Origin of the sequence: Olleya sp. Ti.3.14, assembly GCF_038154885.1 — a bacterium.
In the GTDB taxonomy this organism is placed as follows: domain Bacteria; phylum Bacteroidota; class Bacteroidia; order Flavobacteriales; family Flavobacteriaceae; genus Olleya.
The window spans coordinates 50,883-74,255 of sequence record NZ_JBAKAO010000010.1; the positions used below are offsets into that span (position 1 = coordinate 50,883).

18 protein-coding genes are annotated in these 23,373 nt (G+C 32.3%); 7 read left to right on the top strand and 11 right to left on the bottom strand.

Annotated elements, in window-relative coordinates:
• From V6251_RS12995 to V6251_RS13015, 5 genes are all read right to left on the bottom strand, one after another.
• A complete protein-coding gene (locus tag V6251_RS12995) occupies positions 1-825 on the bottom strand; it encodes a thymidylate synthase (RefSeq protein WP_341588560.1) in 825 nt (274 codons plus the stop codon).
• 90 nt (positions 826-915) lie between these two features.
• Entirely contained in the window at positions 916-2,604 is a 1,689-nt protein-coding gene (locus V6251_RS13000) for a NupC/NupG family nucleoside CNT transporter (protein ID WP_341588561.1), read from the bottom strand.
• Positions 2,605-2,614: 10 nt separating this feature from the next.
• Positions 2,615-3,223, bottom strand: coding sequence for a bifunctional nuclease family protein (locus V6251_RS13005; protein ID WP_341588562.1), 609 nt, complete (start codon positions 3,221-3,223; stop codon positions 2,615-2,617).
• A gap of 113 nt (positions 3,224-3,336) precedes the next feature.
• Positions 3,337-4,299 (bottom strand): electron transfer flavoprotein subunit alpha/FixB family protein, encoded by a 963-nt coding sequence (locus V6251_RS13010; RefSeq protein WP_341588563.1) that lies wholly within the window; start codon positions 4,297-4,299, stop codon positions 3,337-3,339.
• Between the two features lie 29 nt (positions 4,300-4,328).
• Positions 4,329-5,075, bottom strand: a complete 747-nt coding sequence (locus V6251_RS13015) for an electron transfer flavoprotein subunit beta/FixA family protein (RefSeq protein ID WP_341588564.1) — start codon at positions 5,073-5,075, stop codon at positions 4,329-4,331.
• Between the two features lie 242 nt (positions 5,076-5,317).
• Between V6251_RS13015 and V6251_RS13020 the strand changes: the two genes are divergently transcribed.
• The 5 genes from V6251_RS13020 (at position 5,318) to V6251_RS13040 (ending at position 13,410) form a co-directional block, all read left to right on the top strand.
• On the top strand, positions 5,318-6,295 hold the full coding sequence (locus tag V6251_RS13020; RefSeq protein WP_145003360.1) for a pyruvate dehydrogenase complex E1 component subunit beta: 978 nt from the start codon (positions 5,318-5,320) through the stop codon (positions 6,293-6,295).
• 76 nt (positions 6,296-6,371) lie between these two features.
• Positions 6,372-8,873 (top strand): DUF5686 family protein, encoded by a 2,502-nt coding sequence (locus V6251_RS13025; RefSeq protein WP_341588565.1) that lies wholly within the window; start codon positions 6,372-6,374, stop codon positions 8,871-8,873.
• A 261-nt stretch (positions 8,874-9,134) separates the two neighbouring features.
• Positions 9,135-9,662 (top strand): inorganic diphosphatase, encoded by a 528-nt coding sequence (locus V6251_RS13030; RefSeq protein ID WP_145003354.1) that lies wholly within the window; start codon positions 9,135-9,137, stop codon positions 9,660-9,662.
• Positions 9,663-9,914: 252 nt separating this feature from the next.
• Complete coding sequence (locus V6251_RS13035) at positions 9,915-12,332, top strand: sodium-translocating pyrophosphatase (RefSeq protein WP_341588566.1); 2,418 nt, start codon at positions 9,915-9,917, stop codon at positions 12,330-12,332.
• A gap of 34 nt (positions 12,333-12,366) precedes the next feature.
• Entirely contained in the window at positions 12,367-13,410 is a 1,044-nt protein-coding gene (locus V6251_RS13040; RefSeq protein ID WP_341588567.1) for an App1 family protein, read from the top strand.
• A gap of 84 nt (positions 13,411-13,494) precedes the next feature.
• Here V6251_RS13040 and V6251_RS13045 read toward each other — a convergent pair whose 3' ends face one another.
• Together V6251_RS13045 and V6251_RS13050 are read right to left on the bottom strand one after the other, a co-directional pair.
• The gene (locus V6251_RS13045; RefSeq protein WP_145003349.1) at positions 13,495-14,109 is read right to left on the bottom strand and encodes a deoxynucleoside kinase; all 615 of its coding nucleotides are present in this window, start codon (positions 14,107-14,109) and stop codon (positions 13,495-13,497) included.
• A gap of 2 nt (positions 14,110-14,111) precedes the next feature.
• Positions 14,112-14,891 carry a hypothetical protein gene (locus V6251_RS13050; RefSeq protein WP_341588568.1) on the bottom strand — a complete coding sequence of 260 codons (780 nt, stop codon included), beginning with the start codon at positions 14,889-14,891 and terminating at the stop codon, positions 14,112-14,114.
• A gap of 156 nt (positions 14,892-15,047) precedes the next feature.
• On the opposite strand from V6251_RS13050, the gene V6251_RS13055 reads away from it, so the two are divergent.
• On the top strand, positions 15,048-15,953 hold the full coding sequence (locus V6251_RS13055; protein ID WP_341588569.1) for a GLPGLI family protein: 906 nt from the start codon (positions 15,048-15,050) through the stop codon (positions 15,951-15,953).
• A gap of 33 nt (positions 15,954-15,986) precedes the next feature.
• Positions 15,987-18,710, top strand: a complete 2,724-nt coding sequence (locus tag V6251_RS13060; RefSeq protein WP_341588570.1) for an outer membrane beta-barrel protein — start codon at positions 15,987-15,989, stop codon at positions 18,708-18,710.
• Between the two features lie 130 nt (positions 18,711-18,840).
• Here the strand turns inward: V6251_RS13060 and rodA are convergent, their stop codons facing one another.
• The 4 genes from rodA to mreC are packed head-to-tail and all read right to left on the bottom strand — an operon-like array spanning position 18,841 to position 23,362.
• Entirely contained in the window at positions 18,841-20,115 is a 1,275-nt protein-coding gene (gene rodA, locus V6251_RS13065) for a rod shape-determining protein RodA (RefSeq protein ID WP_341588571.1), read from the bottom strand.
• Positions 20,102-22,051: a penicillin-binding protein 2 gene (gene mrdA / locus V6251_RS13070; RefSeq protein ID WP_341588572.1), complete on the bottom strand. Its 1,950-nt coding sequence runs from the start codon at positions 22,049-22,051 to the stop codon at positions 20,102-20,104. The genes rodA and mrdA overlap by 14 nt, the downstream gene beginning before the upstream one ends.
• Positions 22,048-22,554, bottom strand: a complete 507-nt coding sequence (locus V6251_RS13075) for a rod shape-determining protein MreD (RefSeq protein ID WP_145003330.1) — start codon at positions 22,552-22,554, stop codon at positions 22,048-22,050. Before V6251_RS13075 ends, mrdA begins: the two co-directional genes overlap by 4 nt.
• Positions 22,547-23,362: a rod shape-determining protein MreC gene (gene mreC / locus V6251_RS13080; protein WP_341588573.1), complete on the bottom strand. Its 816-nt coding sequence runs from the start codon at positions 23,360-23,362 to the stop codon at positions 22,547-22,549. Before mreC ends, V6251_RS13075 begins: the two co-directional genes overlap by 8 nt.
• Positions 23,363-23,373: the final 11 nt, after the last annotated feature.

A 23,373-nucleotide genomic window follows, 5' to 3' on the forward strand; every position in this document is an offset into this window, starting at 1 on the left:
TTATACAGCTACAGCACCTTTTATGTGTGGATGTGGATTATAATTTTCTAAGGTGAAATCTTCAAATTTAAATTCAAAAATATCTTTAACATCAGGGTTAATTTTCATTGTTGGCAATGGTCTAATCTCTCTAGAAAGTTGTAATTCTAATTGTTCAAAATGATTGCTATAAATATGTGCATCTCCAAAGGTGTGTATAAAATCACCTGCTTTATAACCACAAACTTGAGCCATCATCATAGTAAATAATGCATATGATGCAATATTAAAAGGAACACCTAAAAAAGTATCAGCACTACGTTGGTATAATTGACACGAAAGTTTACCATCTGCTACATAAAACTGAAAAAAAGCATGACAAGGTGGTAATGCAGCTTTACCATTGGCAACGTTTTCTGAAAAACTTTTTGAGTTGTCTGGCAATACTGAAGGATTCCATGCTGAGACTAACATACGTCTACTATCTGGATTGTTTTTTAAGCTATGTATAACATCTTTAATTTGGTCTATTTCATCACTATTCCAATTTCTCCATTGGTGTCCATAAACAGGTCCTAAATCTCCGTTTTCATCAGCCCAATCATTCCAGATTTTAACTCCATTATCTGTTAAATACTTAATGTTTGTATCGCCTTTTAAAAACCATAATAACTCATAAATAATGGATTTTAAATGCAATTTTTTAGTGGTTACCATTGGAAAACCTTCACTTAAATCAAAACGCATTTGATAGCCAAAAACACTTTTTGTGCCTGTTCCTGTACGATCTCCTTTTACGTTTCCGTGTTCTAATATATGTTGTACTAGGTCGTGGTATTGTTTCATTTTTATTAAGTTTTCAAGAATTTAAAAGTATAAAAAAGGGTTAACATTAAAATGTCAACCCTAAAATATATATAAAAAGTTATTAACTGTCTATCCGATAATCATACCAGCAATTGTAGCAGAAATTAGTGAGGCTATAGTACCACCCAATAATGCTTTCATTCCAAATTTAGATAACGTTTTACGTTGTCCTGGAGCTAATGATCCAATACCTCCAATTTGAATACCAATAGATGCAAAGTTGGCGAAACCACAAAGCATATACGTTGCCATAATTATAGATTTCTCGTAAGTTAAGTGAGTTGCTTGGGCAACGTCTTTAAGTTCTGCTAATTGGATGTATCCAACAAACTCACTTGCTGCTAATTTAATACCTAGTAACTGTCCCATAAGTGCCATATCTATTTGTGCAACACCAATTAACCACATTAAAGGTGCAAATATGTAACCCAAAATAAGCTCTAATGATAAGGCAGTGTAGCTTGTATTATGTTCAATCCATTCGTTTAAAGAAGTAACATCTCCAACCCATCCAAGGATTCCGTTAACCATTGCAATAAATGCAACAAAAACTAGTAGCATTGCACCAACATTAACAGCTAATTTTAATCCTTCAGTCGTTCCGTTTGCTATAGCATCTAAAATATTTGACCCTATTTTATCTTGTGACACTTCAACGTCAGTGTTTACCTCTTCTGTTTGTGGAAATAGTATTTTTGAGATTACTATCGCTCCTGGAGCTGCCATTACAGATGCTGCTAATAAGTGCTTAGCATAAAATAATCTTAAAGCTTCATCATCTCCTCCTAAAAAGCCTATGTAGGCAGCAAGTACTGCTCCTGCAACTGTTGCCATACCACCAATCATAACTAATAGCATTTCTGATTTAGTCATTTTTTCTAGGTATGCCTTAATAAGTAAAGGTGCTTCTGTTTGACCTAAAAAGATATTTCCTGCGACACTTAAGCTTTCTGCACCAGATATTTTAAGTGCTTTAGATAATAGCCAAGCCATAGCTTTTACTACACGTTGGATAATTCCTAAATAAAATAATAAAGACGTTAATGCAGAGAAGAATATAATAGTTGGTAAAACTTGAAAAGCAAAAATAAATCCAAAGGTATCCATATCTACCACTAAACCTTCAAATAAAAATTTACTTCCTGCTCTAGTAAAATCTAATACACTTATAAATAAACCACCAACAAACTCGAAAGCAGTTTTAATAAATTCAACTTTTAAAACACCAATAGCAATTAATAGTTGGAAGGCTAGACCTATTCCAACAATCTTCCAATCGATTGCTTTACGGTTACTACTAAATAAAAACGAGATAAAAATTAGGGCTACCATACCTAAGGCGCCACGCCATAAACTATTAAACGAAAATCCTTCGCTTGGTATAATTTTATTGGCTTCTGATACTGCTAGTTGAGCAGCTGTTTTTTCTTTTATTTTAAAAAAATAGACGTTTTGTTTTTCTTTGAATACTAATGTAGAGTCTGTTAATGTTTGTACTTTAAGTCGTTTAGTTACATCTGCTGGAGTATCGTAATAAAAGACTAATACATTATTTTGAAATAGATAATCTCCCGTTTGATTATTGTGTGTAAATGCGCCTTCTTTTAAAGTAAGTATGTCATTAGCCAATAGGTTAATACTTGTAGAGTCTAGTTTTGTTTTGCTGGCCTCGAGTTGCCAATCTTTTTCAATGTCTTGGGCAAAAATAGACGTAATACTTATTAGGGTCGCTACAATAGCAAGTGCAAAATGTTTCATTGTAAAGGGATTATCGTTTAGAGATTTCGTCTCTTATTTTAGCTGCTTTTTCGTAATCTTCGTTAGTTACAGCTTCGTCTAGAAGGTTGTGTAATTCTTCTACTGTTTTGGAAATATAATCGTCTTGAGAAGGTTCCATCTCTAATTCCTCGTTAATAATATCTTCAATTAAGATATTATCTGGATCCTCTTTCTTTGTTGGATCTACTTTCAAATAGATTCCTGCTTTATCTAATATGTTTTTATAAGTAAAAATAGGAGCATTAAATCGTAATGCTAATGCTATAGCATCACTAGTTCTAGCATCTATAATTTCTTCAATATTATCGCGTTCGCAAATTAAAGAAGAATAGAAAACACCATCTACCAATTTATGTATAATGACTTGTTTGACTACAATATCAAAGCGGTCAGCAAAGTTTTTAAATAAATCGTGAGTTAATGGTCTTGGAGGTCTTATTTCTTTTTCTAAAGCTATAGCAATGGATTGCGCCTCAAAAGCACCAATAACAATTGGTAGTTTTCGGTCGCCATCTAATTCGTTTAAAATTAGTGCGTAAGCGCCATTTTGTGTTTGGCTATACGATATGCCTTTTATATTTAATCGGACTAAACTCATAGTATTTAAAAAGCAAAGAACTGCTTAAATTAGGACTTTACCAAACTGCACTAGGCAGTTTTTGTACATAATTTAAACAGTCCTTTGTTAATAGAACTTAAATTTATAAAAAATTATGCGTTTGCTGCTTTAAACGCTTTTAATTTTTCAATAAGTTGTGGGACAACTTCAAAAGCATCTCCAACAACACCATAATCTGCTGCTTTAAAGAAAGGCGCTTCTGGATCTGTGTTAACAACTACTTTTACTTTAGAGGCATTAATACCTGCTAAATGCTGTATAGCTCCAGATATTCCGATAGCAATGTATAAGTTAGAAGCTACAGGTTTTCCTGTTTGTCCAACGTGCTCACTATGAGGTCTCCAACCTAAGTCAGATACTGGTTTAGAGCATGCTGTTGCTGCACCTAAAACATCTGCTAACTCTTCAATCATTCCCCAATTTTCTGGTCCTTTCATTCCACGACCTGCAGATACTACTATTTCTGCATCAGCAATTGTAACTTTATCTGTTGCTTTATCAACCGACTCTACATTTACACCTGAATTTGGTAAGCTAGGCGAAAAATCTTCAGCTGCAGCTGCACCATTATTTTCTATTAATCCGTAAGAATTGTTAGAGACTCCAACAATTTTAACATCTGTATCTATTGTTGTTAAGTTGAATGCTTTATTTGTAAAAGCAGTACGTTTAACTGTAAAAGGAGCTGTTGAAGTTGGTACTTCCATTACATTAGATGCGTAACCTGCTTCTAAACCTACAGATAATATTGGTGCTAAATATTTACTATCTGCACTTTGACTTAATATTACGACCTTAGTCCCTTCGTTTTTTGCTGCTTGTGCAATTGCCGAAGCGTATGATTTTGCATTAAAGTTTTTTAAAGCATCATCAGATACTTTTAATACTTTATCTACTCCGTATTTTCCTAATTCTGAAACATCATTGGCGTTAACTGCAACTGCTGTAACTGTCGTACCTAATTGGTCAGCGACTGCTTTGGCGTAAGATGCAACTTCAAAAGCTGTTTTTTTAAAGGTTCCGTTTTCTGATTCTGTATATACTAAAACTGACATGTTTTTTTTGTTTTAAGATTAATTACTAATTAAATGACTTTAGCTTCGTTATGAAGTAAGTTAATTAATTCATCTAAATTATCTGGCGACACTAACGTTACAGCACCTTTTGGAGCTGGTTTTTCAAACTTAACAGACGCTGTTTCTACTGATGCACCTATTGGTTCTAAAACATTTAATGGTTTTTGACGTGCTTGCATAATACCTCTCATATTTGGTATACGTAAATCACTCTCTTCAACTAATCCTTTTTGACCACCAATTACTAAAGGTAGTGCAGTAGATACGCTTTCTTTACCACCATCAATTTCTCTAACAGCTTTAGCGTTAGTGCCATCTAACTCTAAACTGATACAATTAGTTACAAAATTAGCGTCAACCATTTCTGCAATCATACCAGGTACCATTCCTCCATTATAATCAATAGACTCACGACCAGCAATTACTAAATCATAACTACCATCTTTTACAACTTTAGCAATTTCTTTAGCGACTTGGTAACCATCTTTAGCTTCAGTATTCACTCTAATTGCAGAGTCTGCACCAATAGCTAATGCTTTACGTAATGTAGGTTCTGTTTCAGGACCTCCAACATTAATAACATCTACAGATGCACCTTGTTTTTCTTTAAACCACATGGCACGTGTTAAACCAAATTCGTCATTAGGATTAATTACAAATTGTACTCCAGTTGTGTCAAATTTTGAATCTCCATCTGTAAAATTAATTTTTGATGTCGTATCTGGTACATGACTAATACACACTAAAATTTTCATATTTTTTTGTTTTTTATGAGTTCTGTTACGTTAGATGTAATCAACTATAACGATATAGTACGTCTAACCTTAATTTTATTTTTGAACAAATTTAGGCATAAAAAATGCGCTTAAATCTTACGGTTACGAAGATAATTATTTTATTTTGAAAAAATACTATGCATGCATAGTAAATTTTAAATAATTCTTTAGTCTAAAGTTTTTCATTTATTGTTATTTTTGCTTTTCAAATTATTAATTAGATGAAGACAATTCAATTTAGAGAAGCTATTTGCGAAGCCATGAGCGAAGAAATGCGTAGAGATGAGAGCATTTTTTTAATGGGAGAAGAAGTAGCAGAATATAATGGTGCTTATAAAGCGTCAAAAGGGATGTTAGATGAGTTTGGTGCAAAACGTGTTATTGACACACCAATTGCCGAACTTGGTTTTGCAGGTATTGCTATAGGGTCTACCATGACAGGTAACAGACCAATCGTAGAATACATGACGTTTAACTTTTCGTTAGTTGGTATTGACCAAATAATTAATAATGCAGCTAAAATTAGACAAATGTCTGGAGGTCAATTTAATTGTCCAATAGTATTTAGAGGTCCAACAGCAAGTGCAGGACAATTAGCAGCAACACACTCTCAAGCTTTTGAAAATTGGTTTGCAAACACACCAGGTTTAAAAGTTGTAGTGCCATCAAATCCGTATGATGCTAAAGGGTTATTAAAATCTGCTATTCGTGATAACGATCCTGTGATCTTTATGGAAAGCGAGCAAATGTATGGTGATAAAGGTGAAGTGCCAGAAGGAGAATACACAATACCATTAGGTGTTGCCGAAATAAAAAGAGAAGGTACAGATGTAACAATCGTATCTTTTGGTAAGATTATTAAAGAAGCTTATATCGCAGCAGATAAATTAGCTGAAGAAGGTATATCTTGTGAGATTATCGATTTACGTACAGTGCGTCCAATGGATAGAGCAGCAATTTTAAAGTCTGTTAAAAAGACTAATCGTTTAATTGTTTTAGAAGAAGCTTGGCCTTTTGGTAACGTAGCGACAGAAATTACATATTTAGTACAAAGCGAAGCATTTGACTATTTAGATGCGCCAGTTATAAAAATTAATACAGCAGATACACCTGCACCTTACTCTCCAGTATTGTTAGCAGAGTGGTTACCAGACCATAAAGATGTTATCACAGCTGTTAAAAAGGTAATGTATAAATAAAAAATAGTATTTTAGATTTATCAAAAGCTTCATTAGCATGATTGTTGATGAAGCTTTTTGTATTAAATAACCATATATGAATAGTAAATTTTTTTGCCTCTTTTTTTTATTTGGAAGTCTTTTTGCAATTGCACAAACAAAAGTAAGTGGTGTTGTATTTGATGAGTATGACCAGCCAGTGTCTTTTGCAAATGTAATTTTTAAAGGGTCTTCAATTGGTGTTATTACTAATGAAGAAGGACGTTTTTATATGGAAGATAGTAATACCTGGGAAACACTATCTATATCATTTATAAGTTTTGAAACTCAAGAAATTAAGCTAACTAAAAAAGTAAATTACGACTTAAAAGTTATTTTAAAAGAAGAAGTTGCAGCTTTAGATGAAGTAGTCATAGTATCTGGTAAGCAATCCAAAAAAAATAATCCAGCGATTGATATCCTCCGAAAAATATGGGCAAATAAACGTAGCAATGGATTAAAAAAGTACAAACAATACCAATACGATAAATACGAAAAAGTAGAATTTGACCTAAATACAATCGATAGCTCATTAATGAAAAGTAAGCTATTTAAAGGTATGGAGTTTGTTTTTGAGCAAGTAGATACCTCTAACGTAACAGGTAAAACGTATTTGCCAATGTTTATTAATGAGTCCTCTAGCCAAGTGTATGGTGATAATATTATAAACGAAAAACGCGAAGTATTAAAAGGTAATAAAAACTCAGGTTTTAGTAATAATCAAATTATTATAGACTTTGTAGATGACCTATACTCGGATTACGATGTATATGATAACTACTTAAAGTTTTTTGATAAAAGTTTTACAAGTCCAATTTCTAGAACCGGAATTCAGACCTATAATTACGTGCTAGCAGACAGTAGTTTTATAGATAACAAATGGTGTTATAATATCATTTACTATCCAAGGCGTAAAAACGAATTAACCTTTAAAGGAGATTTTTGGGTGGCAGACACCACTTTTGCTATTAAAGAAATTAACATGCAAGCCTCTAAAAGCGCAAATATAAACTGGGTTAAGGAAATTTATATAGAACAAGAATTTGAAGTCCTTAACGATTCTGTCTTTCTTATTAAACGAGATTACTTCATGAGTGATTTTGCATTTAATAAAAAAGAAAAATCAAAGGGAATTTACGGTAAACGTACCACACTATATGATAACTATACGTTTGATGAAGTAAAAGATCCTAAATTTTATAAAGAAAAAGTTTACACCTTTGACCAAGACATCTATAATCAAGACGATAGCTTTTGGGACAAAAACAGAATGGAATCTTTAAGTAAAGACGAAAAAGGTGTTTATGTCATGTTAGACTCATTAAAAAACACCCAAAAGTTTAAACGTCTTTATAATCTTGGAAGCATATTAGCTTCAGGTTATGTCGAGTTTCCAGAGCTTAATTTGGATTATGGACCAATCTTCTCAACCTTTGGTTATAACGAAGTAGAAGGCGTAAGACTAAGAGCAGGTGGACGTACATACTTTGGTCAAAACGATATGTGGCGTATAGAAGGATATACAGCTTATGGATTTAAGGATAATAAATTTAAATATGGATTATCAGGTAAATGGTTACTAGATAAACGTAGTCGATTAATTATATCAGGAGGAAACCGACGTGATGTAGAGCAAATTGGAGCAAGTCTAACAACAAGTACAGATGTTTTAGGTCGAAGTTTAGCCAGTAGCTCAGTAGTTGGAACAGGTACAAACGATAAATTAACAAACATCAATTTAAGCACGTTATCAATCGAAGCAGAGCCATTTAGAAATTTGGTAACACGTGTCAGCGGAAGCTATAGGACTTTAGAGTCAGCATCACCAACCTTTAGTTTAGATTACTTTACAGATGCAACACAAACCACTACCAAGTCGGATCTTAAACAATACGAAACAGCATTTTCTATGTCCTTTTTCCCTAACAGAGAAATGACAGGTTATGGTGTAGAAAGACGAACTAAAAATGATGACTTTGCTAGATTATTTGCACAAGTATCAGTCGGTAATCAAGGGGTTTTAGACAGTGATTTTGATTATACTAAATTACAATTCTCATATACACAACCATGGTCTTTAGGTGGTTTTGGACGATTATACACAACCGTAGAAGCAGGAAAGACTTATGGTGAAGTACCATTAGGTTTATTAAGTGTTGTACCTGGAAATCAAAGTTATTTTTCAATTTATAACACCTTCTCTAATTTAGATTTTTACGAGTTTGTTACAGATGAATATGCAACGTTACATGTCGAGCATAATTTTAATGGACGTCTGTTTTCTCGTATACCATTCTTAAAAAAATATAATTTAAGAGCCATAGTTGGTGCAAGAGGTGTTATTGGAGATGTTAGTCAAGAAAATCGCGATATAAATGCTTCGGGATTAATATATAGAGCGCCAACTAAAGAAGCGTATTACGAGTATAGCGTTGGAGTAGGTAACATATTTAAAGTACTAAGAATAGATTTTAATTTTAGAGGTAATTACTTAAACGCAGTAACCAACCCAGATGCTAGAAAATTTGGAGTTACTGGAAGCTTTGGCTTTTATTTTTAAATAAATACACAACACGTTTACTGTAAATTGTACAAGGATAAATATTAATTGTATAGGAATTACTAAAACAAATAATTAGGATAATTTTTAATTATTGTAAAAATTTAGCGGTTGATTTTATATTAACTTAACAATTAAAACCTTAATCGGTATTTTTCGTTTTTTATATTTGTCAAAACCTAAATAATCTTGTACTTTTGCAAGCCGAAAAAGTAAAGCAAAATTTAAATTCCGCTTGACGGAAAACTAAAATAATATTATATGAGTCCATCTGGAAAAAAGACATTTGACGTATTAATTGAAATACCTAAAGGAAGTAGAAACAAGTATGAGTACGATTTTGAATTAAACAAAATTCGTTTTGATCGTATGTTGTTTTCTTCAATGATGTATCCAGGAGATTATGGTTTTATACCAGAAACTTTAGCTTTAGATGGAGATCCATTAGACGTTTTAGTAATGGGAACAGAGCCTACTTTTCCAATGTGTGTAATGGAAGTAAAACCTATTGGTGTTTTCCATATGGCAGATGAAAAAGGTCCTGATGAAAAAATAATTTGTGTACCTGTTACAGATCCTATTTGGAATAGCTGTAATGATATCGAGGATTTAAATCCACATAGAATAAAAGAAATTACTCACTTTTTTCAAGTGTATAAAGACTTAGAGAAAAAGAAAGTTGATGTTGGTGGATGGGGAGATGCTAAAGAGGCATATGAAATCTTAAATAAATGTGTAGAGCGTTATGAAAATAGCGAGCATAAAACAAATGGAGATTTTACTATCTAAGTAATATGTTTAAATTTTAATTAAAACCCTCTCATTGTATAATGAGAGGGTTTTTTGTTTGCAATACTATTTGATTTATCTGTTTTGTAATTACTTGTAGTTTTGTCATAATAGCAAATAATAACTTTAGTTTTGTTTTTAAATATTATTATAAATGTAAATTTAATGTTAAAAAATTGCGATGTTAATATTTTAACTTCTGTTTGATTTTGTTACTTTAGCAGTAATTAAAAACTAATCAAACAAACTTATATGGAATCAATGATGATTTATATGCCTATTGCTATGGCAATTTTGGGCTTAATTTACATGGTTATTAAACAATCTTGGGTAATGAAGCAAGATGCAGGTGATGGTAAAATGAAAGAGATTTCGGACCATATCTACGAAGGTGCTCTAGCTTTTCTAAACGCAGAATATAGATTGTTGTCAGTTTTTGTGGTTATTGTAAGTGTGCTACTTGCTGTTGTCGCATATTTTGTACCAACTACAAGTTATTTAATTGTAATAGCCTTTGTATGTGGAGCTGTTTTTTCTGCAGCAGCAGGAAATATCGGTATGAAAATAGCAACTAAAACAAATGTTAGGACTACACAAGCTGCAAGAACAAGTCTACCAAATGCGCTTAAAATTTCGTTTGGAGGAGGAACTGTCATGGGATTAGGAGTTGCAGGATTAGCAGTGTTAGGTTTAACGATATTTTTTATAGCATTCTTTCAAGTATTTATGGATGGAGCTTGGACTAATACTATGGATATGACTATTGTATTAGAGACTTTGGCTGGTTTTTCATTAGGAGCAGAGTCTATTGCACTATTCGCAAGAGTTGGTGGAGGGATTTACACTAAAGCTGCAGATGTTGGAGCTGATTTAGTAGGTAAAGTAGAAGCTGGTATACCAGAAGACGATCCACGTAATCCTGCTACTATTGCAGATAATGTTGGCGATAATGTTGGAGACGTTGCTGGTATGGGAGCCGATTTATTTGGATCGTATGTTGCAACTGTTTTAGCAGCAATGGTTTTAGGTAATTATGTAATTAAAGATATGGGTGGAGCAATCACTGATGCTTTTGGAGGTATTGGTCCTATTTTACTTCCTATGTCTATTGCAGGAGTGGGAATAATAATTTCTATAATTGGGACGCTATTAGTTAAAATTAGTAGTAATGACGCTAAAGAGTCACAAGTAATGGGAGCTTTGAACCTTGGAAACTGGGTGTCTATTGGTTTAGTCGCTGCTGCATGTTATGGATTAGTGACTTGGATGCTACCAGAAACAATGCAAATGAACTTTTTTGGAGAAGGTTTGCAAGATATTTCTAGCATAAGAGTGTTTTATGCCACTTTAGTGGGTTTATTTGTAGGAGCAGTAATTTCTTCGGTAACCGAATATTATACAGGATTAGGTAAAAAGCCAATTTTAAAAATAGTACAACAGTCTAGTACAGGAGCAGGAACAAATATTATTGCAGGTTTAGCAACAGGTATGATATCTACATTTCCTTCAGTATTACTATTTGCAGGAGCAATATGGGCATCGTACGCATTGGCAGGATTTTATGGTGTTGCTTTAGCAGCCTCTGCGATGATGGCAACAACTGCAATGCAATTAGCAATTGATGCGTTTGGACCAATATCTGATAATGCAGGAGGTATTGCCGAAATGAGTGAGCAAGAACCAATTGTAAGAGGACGTACAGATATACTTGACTCGGTTGGAAACACAACTGCAGCAACAGGTAAAGGTTTTGCGATTGCGTCTGCAGCATTAACATCATTGGCCTTATTTGCTGCTTATGTCACATTTACAGGTATTGACGGAATTAATATTTTTAAAGCACCAGTTTTAGCAATGTTATTTGTTGGAGGAATGGTGCCTGTAGTTTTTTCTGCATTAGCAATGAATGCTGTAGGAAAAGCAGCTATGGAAATGGTTGAAGAAGTCCGTAGACAATTTAGAGATATTCCAGGTATAATGGAAGGTACAGGTAAGCCAGAGTACGATAAGTGTGTTGCTATTTCAACTAAAGCATCTTTAAAAGAAATGATGTTACCAGGATTATTAACCATTGGGTTTCCTTTGGTTATTGCTTTTGTTCCTATGATTTTTGGGATGGAACATTTAGCGATTGCTGAAATGCTAGGAGGTTACATGGCTGGTGTTACTGTAAGTGGTGTGCTTTGGGCTATTTTTCAGAACAATGCTGGAGGCGCATGGGATAATGCAAAAAAATCTTTTGAAGCAGGTGTCGAAATTAATGGTGAGATGACATTTAAAGGTAGTGATGCACATAAAGCAGCAGTAACTGGAGATACTGTTGGAGATCCATTTAAAGATACTTCTGGACCATCAATGAATATTTTAATTAAGTTAACCTGTTTAATTGGTTTAGTGATTGCACCAATTTTAGGAGGTCATACCGAAACTGGAGTAGCTAATACAGACCAAGTAACTATTGAAAAAGAAATGATAGTTAAAGATAATATTGCTGAGGCAACAATAACATATTCTGTAATTATTGACGGAGAAGAGGTTGTTAAAGAGGAAAAATTTAGAGGAAGTAAGGAAGATGTGGATGCTAAATTAAGAGACTTTGAAGCGTCCAATAACGTAGCGACTGAACAAAACAAAAAAACAATTAAAAAAATTGATGTCAAAAAAGGGTAATCCTATATCAGAAATTTAAATTTTAAACCTGCTAATGACTTTAGCAGGTTTTTTTTATATTATATTTGATGTGATGAGTTGGTTTAAGAAAGATCCTTTGCAAATTATTTCATTTTTAAGTTATGGTACATCTAAGCGATTATACCATCGTGGTCGTGCGTTGGAAGATGAAACTATTGATTTGGAACAAAAAAGCTTACTAGCTTTAGTTTTAAATACATGGAAAAGATTTGAAACAGATGAGGTTAAAAAGACAAAGCTAAAAATAACATTGCCTAATAATAAAGTCATTTATACCAAGACAGATAAAGATGGTTATTATAAAATAGATAGAGCAATTGAGGATGTAGAGTCCTTAATAAACACAGAAGGTTGGTTAAATATTGAAGTCGCCTATGACGATGCTACCCTAAAGCGAACCATACAAAATCAAAATAAGTTTCCTGCACAAATACTTATCCCTAATTTAAATTCTGATTTTGGAATTATTAGTGATATTGATGACACTATATTACATACAGGAGTGGTTTCTATATTAAAATGGCGTGTACTATATAATACTTTTTTTAAGCATGCTCAAAATAGAATACCACTAGAAGGCGCAGCTGAGTTTTATCATTTATTGCATAAAGGACCAAATGGAGATAAGGCTAATCCTATTTTTTATGTTAGTCATAGTCCATGGAATTTGTATCGCTACTTAGAGTTTTTTCTCAAAAAAAATAATTTCCCAAAAGGCCCTATTTTACTTAGAAGTTTCAGAACTATTTTTAAGAAAAAGTCATCTACTTGTAAGCCAGCAAAACAGTTAGAAATACAAAACATATTAAAGACATATCCAGATTTTACTTTTATATTAATAGGTGATAGCGGAGAGCATGATCCAGATATTTATCTAGAGATTGTTAATACTTTTCCCAATCGTATTAAAGCGGTTTATTTAAGAAGTGTAAACGATAATAAAAAAATTAAAAGAGTAAAAAGTTTACTTAACGCTTATAATAAAACGCCTGTTTTATTAGTTAATTCTAGCAAGGACGCTATAATACATGCTAGGACAAACGGATTTATTAAGTAGTTACCCTTATAGTCATAAAAAAAAGGTCACATAATTATGTAACCTTTTTATATTTAAACTGTTTTTTAAACAAGTTAAGTTATTCTAAAATAATCCATTTATTTCAGCATCAATTTTATTAATTATAGTTCCTAAATCTTCAGGATTAGCAACAAAGTCCATATTATCTACATCAATTACTAATAAATTACCTTTAGTATATCCATGGATCCAAGCTTCATAACGTTCATTTAATCTACTTAAATAGTCAATACTAATTGAGTTTTCGTAATCACGACCACGTTTATGTATTTGCGATACTAGATTTGGGATAGAGCTACGTAGGTAAATCAATAAATCTGGACCTTCAACAAAACCTTCCATCAAATCAAATAGCGATTTATAGTTTTCAAAATCACGATTGGTCATTAAACCCATTGCGTGTAAATTGGGTGCAAAAATGTGCGCATCCTCATATATTGTTCTATCCTGAATAATATCTCTTCCGCTTTCGCGAATTTGTGATACTTGTCTAAAACGACTATTTAAAAAGTAAACCTGTAGGTTAAAACTCCAACGCTCCATTTGATTGTAAAAATCGTCAAGATAAGGGTTGTCTACAACATCTTCTAATTGAGCCTCCCAGTTAAAATGTTTGGCTAATAATTTAGTAAGCGTCGTCTTTCCTGCGCCTATATTTCCTGCTATGGCAACGTGCATAGTTAGTCTGTTTTAAGTTGGTATTGATAAAGTAATTTGCGAGTGTAAATATACAGGATTTGATTGGTTACAAAAAACTGACTTATTAACATATTTGGTATATCGATCGCACTTATAGTTTTTGTTTTATTATTGTAAAATAACAAATCATTTGATTTTTGAAGTATTAAATTTTCGTTGTAAGCTTTAATGTTTGTGTAGCCATCATTTTTAAACTTATAAACTAAGCTTCCAAAATAATTATAGCAATACAAGTTGTTTTCGGTAAGAAGCCAACAATAATTATAATTGCTAGTCAGGTCTAATACTTTGGAGCTAACCGGAATTGTCTTATAACGTGTGGTTTTGGTTTGATAATCATACAGCTCTAAGTATTGAAAATCTTGATTAAATAACCATATCGTATTGTCAAATCCCGTTGTAACGTGAGAAATATTTTTATAAGGTTGTAACGTGTTAAAGTCTAATTTAGAGACTTCGGCTAATCTATTATCTAATATAATTACAGTGTTTAAGTCACCATAAAACACATTAATTTTTAATGGATTAAAAGTGTGTACAGACGTTATATTGCCTAATTGGATATTGCTGTAATTAATAGTGTGTTTATCCGATTTTTTAAAAAGCACATTATTTTGAACATAATATAGGTTTTCAAAATTATTTTTAGAAATAAAAACATCAGCATTGAGGCTGTCCAATGCTATGTAATTTGCAGATATTTTGTCTTGTGCGGACAGTGTTAAGCAGCTGATAAAAAAGAAAAGCACTAGTTGTTTCATGGGTTAACAATGTACAAAAACTAAACCAAACCTGTAACAATTTGTTTGTCAAGTAGACTAATAATTTTATTAGTAACTTTTATCTGATATAGATTAAACTATCTGTAAAAATAAGAGTCTAAAGTGTGGAATATCAAACAATAAAATTTAAATAAAATGAAATTAAAATCAACTTTTAAAAATCTAGCAACACTGTTAGTATTGATTATCACTTCAAGCGTTTTTGCGCAAGATGCTTTTCAGGGTCAGGCAACTTACATGTCAAAAACGACAATGGATATGGATAATTTTGGTGGTCGTGAGTTAAGTCCAGAGCGTAAAAAAATGATAATGGAGCGTATGAAAACAATGCTTGAAAAAACATTTATTTTAGATTTTAATAAATCAGAATCTACTTATAAAGAAGACGAAGCATTAGAGGCTCCTGGTGGTGGAGGTAGAGGTTTTATGATGGGTGGAATGGCTGCTGGAACAATCTATAAGGATGTAAAAGAAAACGTACTATTACATGACCAAGAGTTTTTTGGTAAGCAGTTTTTAATTAACGATAGTTTAGTAAAATTAGATTGGAAAATGAGTGGTGAGTCTAAGCAAATAGGTAAATACACTGCTTTTAAGGCTACTGCAACCAAAAAAGTAGACGCTGCAGATTGGACAAATATGAGAAGAAGAGGAAATGATGGAGATAAAAAGAAGGAGGATAATAAAGAAGTTGCAGAAGTAAAAAAAGATAGCACTAAAACTGATGCACCAAAAGATCCTTTTGATGATATTGAAATTCCAGAAGAAATTGAAGTGACTGCATGGTACACAATGGACATACCAGTTAATAGTGGTCCTGGTGAATATTGGGGACTTCCAGGTTTAATATTAGAGGTTAATGCAGGTAGAACAACTATATTATGTTCTAAAATTGTTATGAATCCTTCTGATAAAAACGAAATTAAAAAACCAACCAAAGGTAAAGAAGTGACAATGGAAGAATACCAAGACATTGTAAAGAAAAAAATGGAAGAAATGCGCGAGATGTTTAGATCACGTGGTGGAAGAGGTAGAAATTAATTTTTTTCAATAAAAACCAATCAAAAATAACAAATGAAACACTTATTTACAACACTACTGTTTTTAGTAGTAAGTACCACTTTTGCTCAAGTCAAGTTTGAAGGTGTCGTTAAGGATAGTACTGGATATGGACTAGAGTTAGCTAATGTTGTTGCTATAAACCAAGCAACAAAAACGCTTGAAGCGTATTCTATCACTAATGATAAAGGACGTTATAAATTAAATTTAGATGTTAATTCTTCTTATAGCATTCAGGTTAGTTATATTGGAATGAAACAAATTTCTGAAACCATTCAAACTAAGGAAGCTGATCTTTTTAAAGATTATGTAATGGCTATGGATAATAGTTTAGATGAAATTGAAATCACCTATGAAATGCCTGTTACCATAAGTGGAGATACAATAACCTATAATGCAGATTCTTTTAAAAACGGAACAGAACGTAAACTTGGTGATGTATTAGAGAAAATGCCAGGCGTTGAGGTTAATGATGATGGTGAGGTAGAAATAGAAGGGAAAAAGGTAGGTAAAGTCATGATTGATGGTAAAGAGTTTTTTGATGGAGATACTAAATTAGCAACAAAAAATATTCCTGCAAATGCTATTGATAAAGTACAAGTATTAAAAAACTACTCTGAAGTTGGACAGTTAAGTGGTGTGACTAATAATCAAGATAATATTGCTATTAATATTAAATTAAAAGAAGGTAAGAAAAACTTTTGGTTTGGTACAATAACAGCTGGAGCAGGAGATTCTAGTAGTGGCGAGTTGTACTTAGCGCAACCTAAATTATTTTACTATAGTCCTAAAAAAAGTATAAACTTTATTGGTGACTTAAACAATATTGGAGAGTTGGCTTTATCTAGACGAGATATATTTAATTTTTCAGGTGGTTTCCAACAACCTAGTCAGCAAAGCGGAACCAATATTAGCTTAGGAAGCAATGATTTGGGCTTTAGACAGCTTCAAAATAATCAAGCTAAAAGTTTAAATACCAAATTTGGTGCAGCTAACTTTAGTTACTCGCCATCAAGTGTTTTGGACGTTAGTGGATTTGCGATTTTTGCTAGTAGCAGAATTGAATTACAAGAAGATAGTCAAGTCTTATATACAGATCAGACATTAGGGATTCCAGATGAAACTACAGCTAGTAATACGCAACAAAAAAGTGATTTAGGACTAGTTAAATTTAGTGCTAAGTATAAGCCAAATGCTAATAATCAATTGGATTATGATATACTTGGACGTACCTCTAAGGATCAACAATTAAATGGAACTTTTTCTAATGTTGTTGGTGCTATTGAGCAATTTGAAGAAACTAATCCGTATAAAATAAATCAAAACCTGAATTATTATTATACCATGGATGAAGATAATATTTTTGCATTATCCGTTCAACATTTATTACAAGATGAAGATCCTTTTTATAATGCACTATTACAAAATGACCCAACAAGTTCTGCAGATCCATTTGATAATACTGCAGTAGGTTTAGGTTTAGATGGTACGCAGGTTTCTTACGATGTAAATCAACAAAAACGTGTTAAGACTAATCAATTGGATGCTAAGGTTGACTACTGGAATATTTTAAACAAAAAAAGTGATATTAACTTTACTGTTGGTACCATATATAGTAATCAACAGTTTGATTCTAATGTGTTTCAGACTTTGGATGATGGTAGCGAGGTTGACACCAACACATCAATACCAGGAGTGTCAGATATAAATGATATTAAATATACATTTAGCGATATATATCTTGGTGCGCATTACCGATTTAAAACAGGTAAATTTACTATCAGCCCAGGTTTATCTGCGCATGCTTATAGTGCAGTTAATGATCAATTTAACACAACAACTAAAGATAACTTTTTTAGAGTACTTCCTGATTTAAATGTACGTGTGCAATTAAAAGGAACTGAAAACTTAAATTTATCATACAAAATGCAAACCCAATTTACAGATGTAAATCAGTTTGCTCAAGGTTTAGTTTTAAATAATTATAACTCGCAGTTTATTGGTAATCCAGAGCTAGAAAGTGCATTATCACATAATATAAACTTAAGCTACTTTAGCTTTAATATGTTTAATTATACTAATGTATTTGCATTTATAAATTATTCTAAGAATATTGATAACATTAGAAACGTATCAGAGTTTCAGCCTGGATCGGTTATTAGAACTAGTACACCTTATAATTCTGGCTTAGAGGATGAAAGTTTAAGCGCTAGTGGACGTTTTCAGAGACGTTTTGGTAAGTTACAAGCTAGTGTTAGGGGAACCTTTAATTACTCTAAGTTTAATCAATTTATTAATACTCAAATTTCTGAAAACCAAAACTACAGTCAAAACTACACAACAGAGTTAAGATCTAATTTTAGAGATGCACCTAACTTTGAGTTGCGTTACACTTATGGTATTAATGATAATGATCAAGGTACTAGAAGAACTAAAATTTATACTAACGCACCAGCTGTTGAGTTTGACGCATTAATATTTAAAAAGTTTACTTTTAAAACAGATTATACTTATAGTCGTCAAACTATTGATGGTAATAGTAATAGTTTTGGGTTATGGAATGCTAATTTAGCATACCGTAAAACCAGTGATAGTAAATGGGAATATGAACTAAAAGCAACTAACTTATTAGATACAGATTCTAGAATACAGAATAGTAATGGAGCATTTTCAGTTAGCACTAGTGAGTATTTTATACAACCAAGATTTTTAACTGCAAGGTTTATTTATAATCTATAAGTTACATAATTAGTCTTAGGTAAAAGCCCTTTAAACAATTGTTTAAAGGGCTTTTCTATATAGAGTAGTCTTAATATTGTTGTATGCTTGGTTGAGCGTTTTAGATTGGTAAGTGTAATTTTTATTGGTATTACCATTGGTTTATACGGTTAGAATCTAACTTAATGAAAATAAAAACTAATATAGTAAAGCCCCAAAGTCCAGAACCTCCATAACTAAAAAAGGGTAGAGGTATACCAATAGTAGGTATCAATCCCATAACCATGCCTATATTAATTAAAAAGTGTAAAAATAAGATGGCACCTACAGCATAACCATACATTCTGCTAAATTGATTCTTCTGTCTTTCGGCTAAAACTAATATTCTTACAATTAAAAGTAAAAATACAACGACTGTTAAGAAGCTTCCAATAAAACCCCATTCTTCACCAACTGTACTGAAAATGTAATCTGTGTGTTGTTCTGGTACAAAATTACCAGTTGTACGTGTGCCTTCTAAAAAGCCTTTTCCTTTAAACCCACCACTACTAATTGCTTTTTCAGACTCGTTAAGGTTGTAAGCAACGGTCTTCTTCATGCGTTCTAGTTTATCAGGATCTTTCTCTAAACTTAGCCAAACTGTAATACGATCTTTTTGATGATCAGGCAGTATGTTTTCATAAAAAAAACGGACAGTAAATGCTAAAGATGTGCACAGTAATATTACAACTAATGGTTGTATTATAGAAGGCTTCTTTTTTCGTGTAAAATAGTATGTAAGTACTACAATTGAAGTAATTAATAGTGTGCTAATAACTCCAAATTTTAGAGCAAATATGGATAGAAGTATTAATAAAACACCAATAATTAAGTAAATGTGTGGTAATCCTTCTCTATATAATACAAAGAAAAATGCACCATAAACTATGGCACTTCCAGCATCTGGTTGTAGTAAAACTAAAAGAGCAGGTACAACTATAATAGCAAAGGTTTTTAGTTGATCACTAAATCGTCTTATATCAGTATTTAAATCGCTAACATATTTAGCAACAGCTAACGCAGTAGCAACCTTAGCAAATTCGCCTGGTTGAAAGGTGAATGATCCGATTGGATACCAAGATGTTGCTCCATTTATATTTTTACCAAAAACAAAAAGACCAGCTAAGGATATTAAGGCAACAAAATAAATAATGCTAGAAAACCGCTCGTAAAACTTAGACTCTATGGAGAGTACCAAAACAATTAATACTATAGATAGTCCTATAAATACTAGTTGTTTACTGTAAAAATGAGAGAAATTTGTAAACTCCAAAGCTTCACCAGAATGGGATGCAGAGATTATGTTTACCCAACCAAAAATGACTAGAATAAAAAATAGGAAGATTGTTAACCAATCAAATTTATAATATCTATCAGTTTGCCTCATCTTTTAGTTTAGGTGTCACTTCCTGCAATAAGTCGGCATCTTTTGATGTAGGTGCAGGCACAATTTGCATTTGTGTTTCTCTGTTAATTTTAAAAGGTGCTCCGGATTGCGGTTTAGCATATTCGTTTTCTAGACTATGTGTTAAAATCCAAGTTTCTAAATCTGTTCGTGATATGGTTCCTTTTAAATATTTTTCAATCATTAAGCTTGCCATTCTACCAGCAAATCGGCTTCCCCAATACCCATTTTCAACAAAAACAGCAATCGCTATTTTAGGATTGTCTTTTGGTGCAAAAGCAACAAATATGGAGTGATCGGTAAGCTGAGTTTGTACGCCATCAATTTTTGCATAGTTTTCTGCAGTCCCAGTTTTCCCGCAAATTTCTATACCTTCCACTTGAAGACTTGCTGCTGTACCCTTGTTATAAACATCAAACATACCTTGTACAACAGGCTCAAAATGTTTTCTGTCAATGGTAGTATATCTTGGTGTTCTATACTTTTCGTCAATTGGTTCTCCTTCTATTTCTTTAATAATATGAGGCGTTATAAAATAGCCACGATTAGCTATTGCTGCAACCATATTTGCCAGTTGTATAGGTGTTGCTTCGACTTCACCTTGACCAATTGCGTTAGAGGTCATAAAGGTAGAGCTCCATCTATTTTTACCATACCATTTGTCGTAAAATTTACTGTCAGGAATGCGTCCTTTTCTACCCACAACTAAATCATATCCAAGATAATCACCTAAACCAAAACTTTTAGCATGCTTACTCCATGCGTCCATTCCTGTGGCTGCATTTGGATATTTTTCTACGATACGTCTGTAGACATTCACAAAATAAGCATTACAAGATTCGTAGATCCCTAAATTCATATCAACAGGACTTCTATGACTGTGGCATCCATGTAATTTTCTACCGTTATAATAATAACCCATTCTGCAACTAAATTGTTCGGTTGGGTTAACAACACCTTCTTGCAATCCTATAAGTGCGTTAATAACTTTAAAAGGAGAACCTGGTGCATATTGTGCCTGTAATCCTCTATCAAAAGTTGGATTAGCTATAGAGTCGTTATAAAGTTTTGTAAAGTTTTTTGATCGATCTCTACCGACCAATATATTAGGGTCGTAACTAGGTCCAGACACTAAAGCTAAAATTTCGCCCGTTTTAGGATCTAAGGCAATAATACCTCCTCGTTTATTAGTCATTAATAACTCGCCATAGGCTTGTAAAGTAGCATCAATAGTTATTTTTATGTCTTTACCTGCTTCTGGTAACGTGTCATGGATACCGTCTTGGTAAGGTCCAAGGTTTCTATTAAATCTGTCTTTTTGTATAAATTTAATTCCCTTTTGTCCACGTAAAGTCGTTTCGTAAGAGGCTTCAACCCCTTGTTTACCAATTAAGTCTCCAGATTGGTAATAGCTATCGTTTTGTATATTTCTATTGTTAACTTCTCCAATGTCTCCTAAAACATTGGCTCCGATAGCTGTTTCGTATTTTCTTAAATTTCTTTTTTGAATATAGAACCCTTCGTACTTACGCATTTTTTCTTGTAATACAGCATAATCCTCTTTGGATAAATGCGATACAAATACGTATGGTAATCGTGGCGAATATCTATAAGCTTTATTATATTTTTCAATAAAAGTTTGCTTGTCTATTTTTAGAAGATTGCAAAACTCAATAGTATCTAAAGGTTTAACCTCTCTTGGGATTACCATGACATCGTATGATGGTTGGTTGGATACTAAAAGTTTACCATTTCTGTCATATACAAAACCACGCTTAGGATAGTCAAAAACTTTTCTAATCGCATTATCTTCGTATAAATTTGTTGAGGTTGCTTTATATACTTGTAAGTAAAACAAGCGTCCAGTAAAAACAAGGCCTACAATAATTACAGAAAGAAGAAGAAATAATTTTCTCATTTAGATTTTGTGCTAAATATAGAAGTTATCAAAATACATAGCGTTATTGTGAATATACTAGAGAATAACGTGTGTTGAAGGACTAAAATTATTTTTGATATGTTAAATATTTCGAATAAAAAATAAGTAAAATGATGAATAAATGTTAGTATCGTTATATACGTTAGTCTTTGACCAAAATCAATGTTATTAAATTTTAGGGCTTGATGCTCATATACTGCTCCAAAACTAAACTTTAAAACAGCAGGTCTTATAAAAGCAACTACCAAAGCAGCTGTAGCATTTACTCCACCAGAATCCATAAAAATATCAATTATTAGTCCCATTAAAAAACTAATAAATAAAAACAGAATGCGATTGTTTTTAACAGGATATAAAACGATAAAAAGAATATAGATGTAAGGGTTTATATAACCTAAAAAGTTTATTTTACTAAATAAAAGTACTTGCAGTAATATAAGAACAACAAATCTTACAGTATGTATAGATAGTAGGTTATTCATTAGATTGAAGTAAATTAATAATTAGTTTTTTATCCTTATTTTCTATCACACTAACATGCTCAAGATTAGTCATGTCATTAAACAATAGTACTTCTACTTCGTAGTAATTTTTGGTAGCATCTAGTTTAAAACCTTCAACTTGACCTACTAAAATTCCTTTAGGAAAAATGGAAGAGCGTCCAGAGGTTATAATAGTATCACCTTTGTTAAGTTTTGCATTTTTTTGAATATCTGATAACTGAATATATCTTGGTGATTTACCATTCCAACTTAAAGTACCAAACTGATTTGATTTTTTTAACTGACCGCTAATTTTATTAGTCGTGTTTAAAATTGATACTACAGTTGCATATTTACTATTAGTATTACCAATAATACCAATAATACCTTTAGACGAAATCACCCCTAAATCTGGTTTAATACTGTCTTTACTACCTTTATTGATAGTTAAAAAATTGTTTTGTAACGCGTAGCTATTTTTAATAATCTTTGCGGTTGTAAACTTATATTTAGTGTTGTAGGAAGTCGAGTCTATAAAGGTCTCAGACTTTTCCGCTTGATTATTTAATATAGATCGTAAACGTGTATTTTCCTCATGTAGTTTGTCATTTTCTTCCTTTAAATGAAAATAACTGCTAACCGAGTTTCCTAAATTATAAACACCACCAGTAACATTATTAGCCGAGTTTATAAACTTGCTTTTATGATAAGAATGCGATTGTATTGTCAGTCCTACTGAAACGCAAAGCAACAACAAGAAAAACAAAAACGATTTGTTTCTAAGTATAAAATTTACAATTTGTTGCATTTGGTTTTTGT

Excerpts from the sequence above, each read along its gene's own strand:
- mreC (WP_341588573.1), bottom strand. The coding sequence starts at position 23,362 with ATGCAACAAATTGTAAATTTTATACTTAGAAACAAATCGTTTTTGTTT.
- V6251_RS13010 (WP_341588563.1), bottom strand. The coding sequence starts at position 4,299 with ATGTCAGTTTTAGTATATACAGAATCAGAAAACGGAACCTTTAAAAAA.
- V6251_RS13000 (WP_341588561.1), bottom strand. The coding sequence starts at position 2,604 with ATGAAACATTTTGCACTTGCTATTGTAGCGACCCTAATAAGTATTACG.
- mrdA (WP_341588572.1), bottom strand. The coding sequence starts at position 22,051 with ATGAGAAAATTATTTCTTCTTCTTTCTGTAATTATTGTAGGCCTTGTT.
- rodA (WP_341588571.1), bottom strand. The coding sequence starts at position 20,115 with ATGAGGCAAACTGATAGATATTATAAATTTGATTGGTTAACAATCTTC.
- V6251_RS13075 (WP_145003330.1), bottom strand. The coding sequence starts at position 22,554 with ATGAATAACCTACTATCTATACATACTGTAAGATTTGTTGTTCTTATA.
- V6251_RS13025 (WP_341588565.1), top strand. The coding sequence starts at position 6,372 with ATGAATAGTAAATTTTTTTGCCTCTTTTTTTTATTTGGAAGTCTTTTT.
- V6251_RS13035 (WP_341588566.1), top strand. The coding sequence starts at position 9,915 with ATGGAATCAATGATGATTTATATGCCTATTGCTATGGCAATTTTGGGC.
- V6251_RS13015 (WP_341588564.1), bottom strand. The coding sequence starts at position 5,075 with ATGAAAATTTTAGTGTGTATTAGTCATGTACCAGATACGACATCAAAA.
- V6251_RS12995 (WP_341588560.1), bottom strand. The coding sequence starts at position 825 with ATGAAACAATACCACGACCTAGTACAACATATATTAGAACACGGAAAC.
- V6251_RS13030 (WP_145003354.1), top strand. The coding sequence starts at position 9,135 with ATGAGTCCATCTGGAAAAAAGACATTTGACGTATTAATTGAAATACCT.
- V6251_RS13045 (WP_145003349.1), bottom strand. The coding sequence starts at position 14,109 with ATGCACGTTGCCATAGCAGGAAATATAGGCGCAGGAAAGACGACGCTT.
- V6251_RS13005 (WP_341588562.1), bottom strand. The coding sequence starts at position 3,223 with ATGAGTTTAGTCCGATTAAATATAAAAGGCATATCGTATAGCCAAACA.
- V6251_RS13020 (WP_145003360.1), top strand. The coding sequence starts at position 5,318 with ATGAAGACAATTCAATTTAGAGAAGCTATTTGCGAAGCCATGAGCGAA.
- V6251_RS13055 (WP_341588569.1), top strand. The coding sequence starts at position 15,048 with ATGAAATTAAAATCAACTTTTAAAAATCTAGCAACACTGTTAGTATTG.
- V6251_RS13040 (WP_341588567.1), top strand. The coding sequence starts at position 12,367 with ATGACTTTAGCAGGTTTTTTTTATATTATATTTGATGTGATGAGTTGG.
- V6251_RS13060 (WP_341588570.1), top strand. The coding sequence starts at position 15,987 with ATGAAACACTTATTTACAACACTACTGTTTTTAGTAGTAAGTACCACT.
- V6251_RS13050 (WP_341588568.1), bottom strand. The coding sequence starts at position 14,891 with ATGAAACAACTAGTGCTTTTCTTTTTTATCAGCTGCTTAACACTGTCC.